Here is an 11,973-nt window from a genome sequence, read left to right as displayed (position 1 = left end):
CTCCTGTCCCCCTTGTCGCTTGGCAGCCGGCCAACTGGCCTCGCTATTCCGCGCAGACCTCCTGTCGGACAGGTTTTGGGACGTCTCGGCCGCCATGGGGACCCGCGCGGCGTCCGGGTCGCGGAAGCCTGTCCGATTGTCCGACAGGTTTTGGGACGTCTCGGCGCGCGGCGGCCTGCGCGAACCTGTCCGACTGTCCGACAGGTTTTGGGACGTCTCGGCCGCCTTGGGGACCCGCGCGACGTCCGGGTCGCGGAAACCTGTCCGACTGTCCTACAGGTTCTGGGACGTCTCGGCCGCTCCGGGGACCTGCGCGGCGGCCTGCGCGAACCTGTCCGACTGTCGGACAGGTTTTGAGCGGTCCGGGCCCGCGCGGGTGCCTCCGGGCTCAGGCCTGCCGCGTGGCGTTACGGCGCGGTAGGTGCAGCAGCCCTTCGCGGCGCAGCCACAGGGCCGCCGCCACCAGGGTCAGCAGCGTCGTGGGCAGCCAGGCCGCGACGGCGGGCGCCAGCCGCTCGGTGAGCACCAGCGTGCGGGACACCACCATCAGGCCCCACATCGCCACGGCGATGAGCAGCCCCTCCACCACCGCCGCCGTCAGGTGGCCTCTGCGGTTCGTCCGCAGCGCCAGGCCCACGGCCAGCAGCGCCGCGGGCAGCCCCGCCAGCGGGTATGCGAAGCGGTTGTGCCACGCGAGCTGGAAGGCCTTCGTCGCGAGCCCCACCTCCGCTCGCGCGACGATCTGCTCGCCCAGCTCTCCCAGGCGCATCTGCTCCGGGCGGCCCGGCCGGATGCGAAACGTCGTCGCGCCCACGCCCAGCTCGTACTCCGCGGTGGGCAACTGCGTCACGGACGTGCGCCCGTCCTCCGTGAACGTGCGCTCCACCACGTCCGTCAGCTCCCAGAGGTTGCCCTCCACCGAGCGCATCCGCCCCGCGTCCACGCGGCGGCGCAGCTTGAACTCCGGCGTCAGCGTGAAGATGGAGACGTTCTCGAAGCCCTCCTGCGGGTTGCCGCCTCGCAGGAAGAAGATGGAGTCCCCTCGCCGGAACCACTGCTTCGGCGTGTAGTACATCCGCCAGTCGCCCCACCGGTTGAAGCGCTGCGTGGTGATTTCATCCACGCGCCGGCCCGCCCGCGCGGCCACCGTCTCGTCGAACGCCACCAGCCCCACGCACGCCACCAGCGCGCACACGCCCACCGGCAGGTACAGCGCCGCCGGCCCGAAGGTGAGCGCCCGGAGCGCTGTCACCTCGCCCTTCTTGCGCAGCGCCGACACCGTGGTGCCCGCCGCCAGCAGCAGCGCCGCCGGCCCCAACTGCTGCACCGTCACCAGCGCCTTGTAGCCGTAGAGCTTGAGCACGTCCCACACCCAGCCCTCGCCGCCGTAGGCCTTCGCGCGGTCCACGAAGTCCACCACCAGGAACACCGCCACCACGCCCGCCAGGATGCCCAGCGTGTAGCGCACGTACGCGCCCACCACGTACCGGAAGAGGGTGCCCTTCATCGCACCGTCCCCGAACGCGTCACGCGGTACAGCGCGAACGCCCCCACCGCCATGAAGAGCACGTTCGCCAACTGCCCCGCGACGAACACCGGCAACTGGCCCTTCTGCCCCATCTGCTCGAAGGCGCGGCTCAGCAGGTAGTAGAGGACGTAGCCGCCCAGCGTCAGCAGGTAGCCCCACGCGCGGCCCGCCTGCCTGCGGCCAATCGCCAGCGGCGTGCCCAGCAGCGCGAACGCCACCGGCGCCACCGCGTTGCCCATGCGGCTGTGCAGCGCCATCAGGAAGGGCCGCGCGTCCTCGCGCCGCTCCTCCGCGTCCTTCGCCGCCGCCAGCAGCTCCGCCGGAGTCAGCTCCTCCTTCGGCGAGCGGAACCGGTTGCGCCGCGACAGCGACCCGCCCAGCCCCACGTTGATCTCCGCCTTCTCGAAGGCGACGACGCTCGCGTCCACCGAGGAGCGGTTGGCGCGGTGCACCTCGCCTTCCTTCAACTCAATCCGCAGCGCCTCGCCCCGCTCAGACGTGCCCACGCTGCCCTTGTGCGCCAGCACCAGCAGCGGCGAGCTGGGGTCGCGGTCGTCGTGCAGCAGCACGTTCGTCCACCCGCCGCCCTTGGGCGCCACCTTCTGCGCGTACAGCGTCAGGTCGCTCAGGTCCTCGTAGAAGACGCCGGACTTCACGTCGCCCGCGACGTTCTTCTGGATGACCTCGCCCACCAGGTCCTTCACGCCCGTGAGCCCCCACGGCTCCACCGTGGACGTGAGCAGCACCATGAACGCGCTCAGCGCGATGCCCACGCCCAGCGGCGCCGCCAGCAACTGGATGGGGCTGATGCCCAGGGCCTGCAGCGACGTGAGCTCCCGGTCCTCGCCCAGCCGCCCCAGGCCCAGCAGGATGGCCAGCAGGAACGCGATGGGCAGCGCCATCACCAGGAAGTGCGGCGCCAGGTACGCGATGAGCCGGCCCAGGTCGACCAGCGTCACCGCCGAGCCCAGGAGCACGTCCGTGCCCCGCAGGAACTGCATCACGAACAGCAGCAGGAACATGAACGCCACCCACACACCCAGGGGGACGAGCAGCTCCTTGAGCAGGTAGCGCGCCAGCAGCTTCACGGCCGCGCCCGCAGCCCCCGCGCGCCGATATCCCGGCGGAAGTGCTTGCCCTCGAAGCGCACGGCGTCCGCCGACTCCAGGGCCCGCTCGCGCGCCGTCGCCAGGCTGTCGCCCCGGGCGCACACCGTCAGCACCCGGCCGCCCGCCGTCACCAGCGCGCCGTCCTGCTTCGCCACGCCCGCCAGGAACACGGGCGCGTTCGACGCCACCGCGTCCAGGCCTTCAATGCGCGCGCCCTTCTTCGGCGCCTCCGGGTAGCCCTCCGCCGCCAGCACCACGCCCACCGACGCGCCCGGGAACTGCTTCAGCGTCCGGGGCTCCAGCGTCCCCTTCGCGCACGCCTCCATCAGCGGCAGCAGGTCCTCGTCCACCTGCATCATCAGGACCTGCGTCTCCGGGTCGCCGAAGCGCGCGTTGAACTCCAGCACCTTCGGGCCGGACGCCGTGAGCATCAGCCCCGCGTACAGCACCCCGCGCAGCGGCGTGCCGCGCTTCTTGAGCACCGCCAGCGTGGGCGCGATGACCTGCTCGCCCACCTTCGCCAACTGCTCCGGCGTGAGGAACGGCGCCGGGCAGTACGCGCCCATGCCGCCGGTGTTGGGGCCCGTGTCGCCCTCACCCACGCGCTTGTGGTCCTGCGACAGCGGCAGCAGCACGTAGCGCTCGCCGTCGCACAGGGCCATGAGCGAGACCTCCTCGCCCTCCAGCAGCTCCTCCAGCACCATCCGCTGGCCGGCCTGCCCCATCTGGGCCACGGCGCGCACGGCGTCGCGCGCGGCCGTCGCGTCCGGCGCGACGATGACGCCCTTGCCCGCGGCCAGGCCGTCCGCCTTCACCACGATGCGGCCCTGCGCCAGGGCGTACGCCTCCGCCTCCGCCGCGTCCGTGAAGACGCGGAAGGCCGCGGTGGGCACGCCCGCCTCCGCCATGACCTCCTTGGCGAAGGCCTTGGAGCCCTCGATGCGCGCGGCCGCCGCGACGGGGCCGAAGCACGGGATGTCCACCTGCGCCAGCGCGTCCGCGACGCCCGCGACGAGCGGCGCCTCCGGGCCCACCACCACCAGGTCCACACGCTCGCGGCGCGCCAGCGACACCACCGCCTCCGGCGAGTCCGCCTGCAAGGGCACGTTGGTGCCCCAGCGCGCCGTGCCCGGGTTGCCCGGACCGACGAGGAGCCGCGAGAGACGGGGACTCTGGGCCAGCTTCCACGCGAGCGCGTGCTCGCGGCCGCCCGACCCCAGCAACAGGACCTTCACGTCAACCTCGCTCGTCCAGTTTGAAGAGCAGCTTCTTCGCCGGGAAGTAGGCCGGGTCCAGCCCCACCACCTTCTCCAGCACCGCGCGCGCTTCCTTCGGCTTCGACGTCATCAGCAGCTCCGCCAGCTTCGTCTGGGCGGACAGCATCTTCGGCGCGACGTCCAACGCGGACTGCAACGTGCGCATCGCGCTCGCCACGTCCCCGGCCGACGCCTGCGCGAGCCCCAGCGACAGACGCGCCACCGGCAGCCCGCGCTCGACCCGCACCGCGCGCTCCGCCAGGCCCCGGGCCTGCGAGCCCTTCGCCTCCAGCGCGATGAGCGCCAGGTACGCCTGCGCGCCGCCGTTGTTCTCGTTCACGTCCACCACGGAGTGCAGCAGCCGCTCCGCGCTCTGCCGGTCTCCCTGATGGAAGCGCACCAGGGCCTCGTAGAGCAGCGGCTGCACGTCCTCCGGACGGTCGCCCAGGGACTTCACCACGTTCTCCACGCCCACCAGCGTGTCGCCCGGCCGCAGCCAGAAGCGCGACAGCGCGGGCCGGGGGGCCAGCCGCAGCGGGTCCCACTCGCGCGCCTCCAGCACCGGGTAGAACAGGCGGAAGGCCTCGTCGCGCTTCTTCGCGCTCGCCGCCGCCACGGCCTCCAGCAGCTTCGCGTCCATGCGGCGCTCGTCCAGCCGCACCGCCTGCTGGAAGCGCTCCTGGGCTCCGGCGACGTCCCCTTCCAAGAGGTGCACGCGCCCTTCCAGCACCTTCTCCAGCGCGGCGTCCTGCAGCCGGCCCTGGAAGCCCTTCAGGTGCTCGCGGGCCAGGGCCGCGTCCTTCTGCGCCAGCGCCACCATGAACCACTGCAGGTGGGCCTCCGGCATCGCCGGCACCACCTTCAGGGCCGCCGCCGCCGCGGTCGCCGCACCGGCGTCATTGCCCGCCGTGCGCTCCGCCGCGGCCAGATGGCTCCAGATTTCGGAGGCGTCGCGCGGGCCGTAGCGGGACGCGTTCTTCGTCAGGTCCTTCAGGGCGCGCACTGCCTCGCGCGCGTTGCCCTCCGCCTGGTAGCGCAGCACCGCCAGCGCCAGGGAGGCGCGCACATCGCCCGCCTTCGCCTTCAGCCGGTCCTCGTACAGCTTGCGCGCGCGGGCGGTCTCCCCCACCTCCACGTAGATGCGGGCGGCGGCCTCCAGGCTGTTCCAGTCCTGGGGATCCAGCTCCATCCGCTGGCGCAGTTGCTTGAGCGCCAGCCCGTACTGGCCGGCCTGCTCGTGCGCGAGCGCGCTGTAGTAGTCCACGCGCTGGAGCTTCGGCGCCAGCTTCCGCGCGGCGTCGAACTCCTGGTTCGCCAGCTCGCGCGACGTGGCCACGTGGGAGCGGCCCAGCACCAGGTGCGCCTCCGCCTTGTAGGCGTCCGCGGCCTCCGGCTGGGACAGCACCTCCGTCGCCAGCCGCGCCGCCTCCTCCAGGTTGCCGGGCTGACGCGAGCGCGCCAGCAGCAGGTTCGCGTGCGCGACGAGCAGCGCGGGCGTCTCCCCGGCCATGCCCTTCGCGGCCTGGATGAGCTCGCGCGCCTCCTGGAAGGAGTTGTCGTCCATGCCCGGACCGCGCCCGAGCGCCAGCGCCTGCACGTACCCGGCGATGGCGTCCGCGCTGTGGGGGTCGAGCAGCAGCGCCTGCTGGAAGGACTCCTCGGCCTCCGCGTAGGCGACGCGCTGGTCCAGCTCCAGTTGCTTCCGGCCGGCGGCCAGGTGCTCCGCGCTGGTGCCCTCCAGCTCCAGGAACTGGAGCTTCCACCGGCCCACCGCGGCCAGCACCTCCTGCGGCACGGCCGCCGGAGCGGGGGTCTGCGCGGCCCGGGCCAACTGCTCCTGCTTCGGCTTGTGCACGAGGAAGTAGTAGCCCGCGCCCCCGGCCCCCAGGACCGCCAGCGCCAGCAGGCCGAAGACTCCCGCACGGCTTCCGCCGCCACCACGCTGCGCGCTGCGGACTGGAGCGGCCGTGATGTGCGACGTGCGCGCGGGCTTCACCGAGCTCACGCGCGAGTCCGTCGCCAGCGCCGTGGCGCCCTCGGACCGGGGTTCGTCTCCGGACGCGGCGGAGTCCAGGCCGCTCATCACGGGCAGCTCCACCAGGCCGCCGTCGGACGGCGGCGGCGCCACCTCGGGCGCCACCAGCACCGTGGACTCCCGGGGGAACGAGGCCTCCCGCTGCTTGCAGTCCTCGCAGATGCCCAGGGCCTGGTCGAAGGGGTCCGTCAGGTCCTTGCCGCACGAGCGGCAGTTCGTGTGCGACTCCGGCTTCGGGAGGACCGGCGCGGGCGCGCGGGACAGGCGGCCCAGCGATACCGCTCCGGAGGGAGGCGAGGAGGCCCGTCCGGACGCGGGCGCGGCTTCCGGCTCCAGGCCTCCGGGCGGCGGGCCCAGGAAATCGAGCAGCGGATCCGCCGCGGACGCGGGCGTCGCGGGCGCGTCGGGCACCGGCGGTCCGGCCTTCGCGGCGGGCGCGGGCCTGGGAGCTGCCGGAGGAGCCGATGGGCCCGAGTTCGCGGCGGGCGCCGCCCTGGCAGCGGACGGGCCCGGGCTTGCAGCGGGCGCCGCCCTGGCAGCGGACGGGCCCGGGCTTGCGGCGGGAGCGGCCCTGGCAGCGGAGGGGCCCGGATTCGCGAACGGGTCCGAGGGCAGCCCTCCGGAGACCTGCGACGCGGGCGGCCCCAGGTCCGCGAACGGGTCCACGCTCCCCGGCGGCCCCAGCTCCGGCATCTCGCCGAAGTCCCCGAAGAGGTCCGATTTCGGAGCCGCCTTCGGTGCGGCCGGGGCCTCCTGCGGTCGGGCCGCGGCGGCGGGATTGCTCCGGGGCTCGCGCGCGAGCGGCTTCGGCTCGGCGGCGGCGGGCACGGCCCCTTCAGCGGGAGCCGTCGCGGACGCGGCCGAGGCCTCCCGCTTCACGAGCTGGAGGTGACGGCAGCGGGGACACTGCGCGCGGACACCCTTGGGCGTGATCAACCGATCGTCGATCGCGTAGGCCGCCGCGCATTTCTGGCAGACGATGCGCATGAAGTTAGTGGCGGAAGTGTCGCACTCCCGTCACCACCATGGCCATCCCATGTTCATCCGCGGCGGCGATCACCTCCGCGTCCCGGACGGACCCGCCCGGCTGGATGACCGCCGTCGCCCCCGCCCGGGCCGCCTCGTCCAGCCCGTCCCGGAAGGGGAAGAAGGCATCCGAGGCCACGGCGCTGCCCTTGAGGGCCTCGCCACCCCGCGTCATCGCGATGCGCACGGAGTCCACCCGGTTCGTCTGCCCGCCGCCCTGGGCCAGGAGCTGCGCCGGCGCCGCGAAGACGATGGCGTTGCTCTTCACGTGCTTGCACACCTTCCAGGCGAAGCGCAGGGCCCGCTCCTCCTCCGGCGTGGGGGCGCGCTTGGACACCACCTTCCACTCCAGGGGCGGCTCCACCGCGTCCCGGTCCATCAGCAACATGCCCCCGGACACGCTGCGCGCGTCCACCTGGGCCCGGGGCGCCGCCGAGGGGGACGCCAGCGCGGGGCCCGCCTCCAGGAGGCGCAGGTTCTTCTTCCCCGCCAGCACCTGGAGCGCCACCGCCGAGTACGACGGCGCGATGACCGCCTCCAGGAACGTCTCCGCCATGGCCCTCGCCGTTGCCTCGTCCACCTCGCGGTTGAAGGCGACGATGCCGCCGAAGGCGCTCACCTCGTCCACCGCGCGGGCGGTGCGGTAGGCCTTCTCCAGCACGTCATCCACCGCCACGCCGCACGGGGTGTTGTGCTTGATGACCACCGCGCAGGGCTTCTCCGGGAACTCCAGGACGAGCCCCAGGGCCGCGTCCAGGTCCAGGATGTTGTTGTACGAGAGCTCCTTGCCCTGGAGCACCTTCGCGAAGGCGACGGACGGCTCCTTCGGCGCGGCGTACTCCTGGTAGAAGGCGCCGCGCTGGTGCGGGTTCTCCCCGTAGCGCAGCCCCTGCACCTTGCGGAACGCGAGCGACAGCTCCTCCGGGAAGGGCTCCCGGGCCTCGCCGGACAGCCACCCGGAGATGGACGCGTCGTAGGCCGCCGTGTGCGCGAACGCCTTGCGCATCAGCCGGCGCCGCGTCTCCAGGCCCACGCCCTTCTGGCCCTCGATCTCCGCGAGCACCGGCGCGTAGTCGTCCGGGTCCACCACGATGGCCACGTGCTTGAAGTTCTTCGCGGACGCGCGGACCATCGCCGGCCCGCCGATGTCGATGTTCTCGATGACATCGTCCTCGCCCGCGCCGGACGCCACCGTCTGGCGGAACGGGTAGAGGTTCACCACCACCAGCGAGATGGGCTCGATTTTGTTGGCCGCCATCTCCGCCTTGTCACTCTCAAGGTCGGGCCGGCCGAGGATGCCGCCGTGGATGCGGGGGTGGAGCGTCTTCACGCGGCCGCCGAGGATTTCGGGGCTCTGCGTGTGCTCGGACACCTGGGTGGCGGGGATGCCCGCGGCCTTCAGGGCCTCCAGGGTGCCGCCCGTGGAGAGCAGCCGGTAGCCCAGCCGCACCAGGCCCTGGGCAAAGGGGACCAGACCGCGCTTGTCGGAAACGCTCAGGAGAGCCAGCACGTGTGCGCCTCGCAATGGGTGGGGGTGGCGCGGGTCCTAGCAACCACCCCCTGGGGTGTCAACGCAACACGTCACCCCAGGCCCGGAAGCGGAACAGTGCCCTGCCCTCAGGGCTTGCGAGCGGACACGGGAGGCTCTGCCTCCGTGGCCTCGCGCAGCTTCATCAGGCCGCGCGTCTCCACCTGGCGGATGCGCTCGCGGGTGAGGTTCATGATCTCCCCCACCTCCTCCAGGGTGATGCCGCCCTTCTCCGCCACGTCCAGGGCGCAGGTGTGCTCCAGCTCCGTGATTTCCTTGTCCGGGAAGTTGAGCTTGATGGAGCCCGTCTCCGGGTTCACGTCCAGGTAGAGGTTGTGCTTGCAGGACACGAAGAGGCACGGGCGCGGGCCGTTGATGCAGTCCGCGCGGGTGCGCGGCCGCTGCTCGTCCACGAGCTTGAGCGTCTCCGCCTCCTCCGGGTCCAACTGACCGGCGAGCCTGCGCCGGCGCAGGTCGCGCGCCATCTCCTTGCGCGACATCGTCTTGGAGCGCCGGCGTTCCGCGGGCTGCTCCTCCTCATTCCCCCCCTCGCCCTCCTGCAGCTGCTTCACTTCCGACATGTGTCGTCCTCCAGATGCGTGGAGTCTATCCGGTTCAACAGGACCCTGGGGGGCATCCTATTGTGGCCGGAGCGTTTCGTCTTCACGCGCCGTGACGGCGCTGCCCAACCGGGCGACATCGCGGACCAGATCCTGCGCCCGTTGCCTGAGCGTTGCCAACTGGGCTTCGAGTGACCTCCTGCGTTCTCCTCCCAGGGCCCGTCCTCCCAGCTCCTCCTGGAACCCGTCCAGCACCTCCGACAGGTCCCTCTGGAGCTGGTCGATGTGGTTGCGGTGGAACACGAAGGAGCGGCGGATGTCCTCCAGGGTGTGTCCTTCGGCCATCATCTTCTTGATGACGTTGATGCGCCGCACCGCTTCCACCGGGTAGAGGCCCAGGCTGCCCTGGTGCTTCCCCTTGCGGCCCACACGGCGGCTGCGGGGGAGCAGACCGGCCTGGACGTACTTCCGGAACGTCGCCTCCGAGAGCCTCACACCCCGGGGCCGGAAGATTTCCAGGATCGCGTTCGCGGGCAGGCCTCCCGCGTTCTCGCGCTCGATGCGCTCGAGTTCATCGGGCGCGAGCAGGTCCATTGATTCCATTGAATAGAGGCTACTGAATGGACGCCATAGGTGCCAGATTCGCGCGTCATTCGTCAAGGAGGACGAGCAGGCGCGCGGACGGACGTCGTCCGGCCGACGCTGCGCGCCGGCGGCCGGGGGCTTCAGGGGATGGAGGGACGGGAGGGAGGCTTTCCGCTCAGCGGCCGCGAGGCGCGCGGAACTCCTGCATCACGGTGCCGTCGGCGGGGACGACGACGGTGAACGTCTTCTTGCTGGTTGGATGCTGGAAGGTGACGGAGTACGTGCCGGCCGGCACCTTGTAGGTCGCGCGGCCCTGCACGTCCCCGAGCCGCTTCGTGCCCAAGAAGACGGTGGCGTAGGGGGTGGCCTTCACCTGGAGCGTGCCCATGGCCTTCGCCGTGTCCGCGGCGGGCGGCGCCGTGGCGGGGTCGGCCGTGGGCGTCGCGGCGGGGGCAGCCGGCTCGGTGCCCGGGGGCTGAGCCAGGGCGGCTTCGCGCCGCTGCCCTTCCAACTCCGCGTCGACGGCGTCCGAGGAAGGCGCGCGGGCGGGTTCGGCCGCAGGCACCGTGGCGGTGGCCGGAGGCGGGTTCGCGGCGGGGGCCGTCGTGGGCGGAGGCGTCGCGGCCGGGGCCGTGGCCTGGGCGGGAGGGCTCCCCTGCCCCGCGTCCGGCGCACCGGTGTTCGAGCGGGCCACGGCGATGACGCCCACGAGGCCCGCGAGCCCCAGCGCGGCGGCTCCGGCCCACAGGGCGCGCTTGCGGCCCGGAGGGACGGGAGGACCCGGCTCGGTGGCGGAGACCGTGTCGAGCTCGCGGTCGTCGGAGCCGGAGAGTTCGTCGGCGGCGAACGCGCCCCGGTGCGCGGAGGCGGTGTCAGGCTTGCCGGCGGAACCGGCTCGGCGCTCGGAGGCAGTGTCAGGCCTGCCGGCGGAACCGGCTCGGCGCTCGGAGGCAGTGTCAGGCCTGCCGGAGGAACCGGCTCGGCGCTCGGAGGCGAATGACCGCGAGCCTCCATCCTCGGGACGGTCCGCGGGCGCACCGGTGTCCTCATCGGCGGAGCCGGTCCAGGCCATGGAGTCCTCGTCGCTCGGGGACCCGGCCCTGGCGGCGGGGACCTCGCGGGACTCGCTGCGCCGGGCCAGCGGCGCTTCCCTTCCCATGGACTGCAACGGCATCTGCGGCGTGGGCTGCGGAGGACGGCCGCTCCGCGCCTCGTCGTCTCTCGACAGCACCAGCGTCGTCCCGTGGCGGTCCTCGTCCGGCGAGACGCTCCGCTTCGCCCCCGAGGCGTGCTCGCGCGACGGCATCACCGCCGTGGGTTCGCGGGGCGGCGCTCCGGCGGCGGGCAGCGCTCCATCCTCCAGCGCCGTGCGCTCCGGGAGCGCGGGCAGCGCCTGGTTGCTGGCCGCGATGGGGAACAGCGGCCGCACGAACGCGCCCACGTCGGTGTCATCCACGGAGCGGGCGTGGTTCAGCACGCACTGCGCCAGCGCGCGCTCCAGCTCCCCCGCCGTCTGGAAGCGCTTGGACAGGTCGCGCTCCAGCGCGCGGCAGATGGCGGCGTCCAGGTCCGGCGGCACGTCCGGGTTGAGGCGCGCGGGCGGCACGATGGTGCTTTCCTGCACCGCGCGCAGGACGGCGATCTCCGAGTCCCCCTGGAACAGCCGCCCTCCCGTGAGCAGCTCCCACAGCACGACGCCCAACGCGAAGACGTCCGTGCGCACGTCCACGCTCTCGCCCCGGGCCTGCTCGGGCGACATGTACGCGAACTTGCCCTTGAGCACGCCGGGGTTGGTCAGCTTGTTGCCCGCCTTCGCGATGCCGAAGTCGGTCAGCTTCACCGCGCCGTCGTAGGACACGAGCACGTTGTGCGGCGTGACGTCCCGGTGCACCAGGTTCAAGAGCTCGCCGTTCACCCGCAGGCGGTGGGCGTAGTGCAGGCCGCGCGCGACCTCCGCGCCGATGTGCGCCACCAGCACGGGCGGCATCGGCGTCATCGCCTCCTTGCTCCGCTTGCGCAGCTCCCACAGCGAGCAGCCGCGCACGTACTCCATCGCCAGGTAGTAGGTGTCCTCGTGCTTGTCGAAGTCGAAGATCTGCACCACGTTGGCGTGGTTGAGCCGCGAGGCCAGCCGCGCCTCCGCGATGAACATCTGCACGAAGTCCGGGTCGCTCGCGAGGAACGACCGCACGCGCTTGATGACGACCTCCTTCTCGAAGCCCTCCGGCCCGCGCGCGGTGCACAGGAAGATCTCCGCCATGCCCCCTTCGGCGAGCTTGCGGCGCACGACGTACTTGCCGACGTGGGTGCCTGCCTCGAGCGTCACGGAAGGGTCCAAGGCCACAC

General features: G+C 72.6%; 8 protein-coding genes. All 8 read right to left on the bottom strand.

The window, feature by feature from the left end; all coding sequences use genetic code 11:
• Positions 1 to 388: 388 nt before the first annotated feature.
• Complete coding sequence (locus K8556_RS24175; protein ID WP_223742436.1) at positions 389 to 1,507, bottom strand: LptF/LptG family permease; 1,119 nt, start codon at positions 1,505 to 1,507, stop codon at positions 389 to 391.
• Positions 1,504 to 2,616: an LptF/LptG family permease gene (locus K8556_RS24170; RefSeq protein ID WP_223742435.1), complete on the bottom strand. Its 1,113-nt coding sequence runs from the start codon at positions 2,614 to 2,616 to the stop codon at positions 1,504 to 1,506. Before K8556_RS24170 ends, K8556_RS24175 begins: the two co-directional genes overlap by 4 nt.
• Positions 2,613 to 3,872: a phosphoribosylamine--glycine ligase gene (gene purD, locus K8556_RS24165; protein WP_223742434.1), complete on the bottom strand. Its 1,260-nt coding sequence runs from the start codon at positions 3,870 to 3,872 to the stop codon at positions 2,613 to 2,615. Before purD ends, K8556_RS24170 begins: the two co-directional genes overlap by 4 nt.
• A 1-nt stretch (position 3,873) precedes the next feature.
• Positions 3,874 to 6,915, bottom strand: a complete 3,042-nt coding sequence (locus K8556_RS24160) for a zinc-ribbon domain-containing protein (RefSeq protein ID WP_223742433.1) — start codon at positions 6,913 to 6,915, stop codon at positions 3,874 to 3,876.
• A gap of 4 nt (positions 6,916 to 6,919) precedes the next feature.
• Positions 6,920 to 8,464 carry a bifunctional phosphoribosylaminoimidazolecarboxamide formyltransferase/IMP cyclohydrolase gene (purH, locus tag K8556_RS24155; RefSeq protein WP_223742432.1) on the bottom strand — a complete coding sequence of 515 codons (1,545 nt, stop codon included), beginning with the start codon at positions 8,462 to 8,464 and terminating at the stop codon, positions 6,920 to 6,922.
• 107 nt (positions 8,465 to 8,571) lie between these two features.
• Positions 8,572 to 9,063, bottom strand: coding sequence for a sigma factor-like helix-turn-helix DNA-binding protein (locus tag K8556_RS24150; protein WP_014397952.1), 492 nt, complete (start codon positions 9,061 to 9,063; stop codon positions 8,572 to 8,574).
• A gap of 57 nt (positions 9,064 to 9,120) precedes the next feature.
• The gene (locus K8556_RS24145) at positions 9,121 to 9,645 is read right to left on the bottom strand and encodes a MerR family transcriptional regulator (protein ID WP_223742431.1); all 525 of its coding nucleotides are present in this window, start codon (positions 9,643 to 9,645) and stop codon (positions 9,121 to 9,123) included.
• Positions 9,646 to 9,802: 157 nt separating this feature from the next.
• The gene (locus K8556_RS24140) at positions 9,803 to 11,953 is read right to left on the bottom strand and encodes a serine/threonine-protein kinase (RefSeq protein ID WP_223742430.1); all 2,151 of its coding nucleotides are present in this window, start codon (positions 11,951 to 11,953) and stop codon (positions 9,803 to 9,805) included.
• Between the last annotated feature and the right edge of the window lie 20 nt (positions 11,954 to 11,973).

It is taken from the genome of Corallococcus sp. AS-1-12 (assembly GCF_020036995.1).
Taxonomy (GTDB): domain Bacteria; phylum Myxococcota; class Myxococcia; order Myxococcales; family Myxococcaceae; genus Corallococcus.
The sequence above is the reverse complement of the archived record's forward strand: the minus strand, read 5'-3'. Positions and strand labels throughout refer to the sequence as shown.

What these genes read in the sequence shown, in the direction of transcription:
- K8556_RS24150 (WP_014397952.1), bottom strand. Translation starts at nt 9,063, where the DNA reads ATGTCGGAAGTGAAGCAGCTGCAGGAGGGCGAGGGGGGGAATGAGGAG.
- K8556_RS24175 (WP_223742436.1), bottom strand. Translation starts at nt 1,507, where the DNA reads ATGAAGGGCACCCTCTTCCGGTACGTGGTGGGCGCGTACGTGCGCTAC.
- K8556_RS24160 (WP_223742433.1), bottom strand. Translation starts at nt 6,915, where the DNA reads ATGCGCATCGTCTGCCAGAAATGCGCGGCGGCCTACGCGATCGACGAT.
- K8556_RS24145 (WP_223742431.1), bottom strand. Translation starts at nt 9,645, where the DNA reads ATGGAATCAATGGACCTGCTCGCGCCCGATGAACTCGAGCGCATCGAG.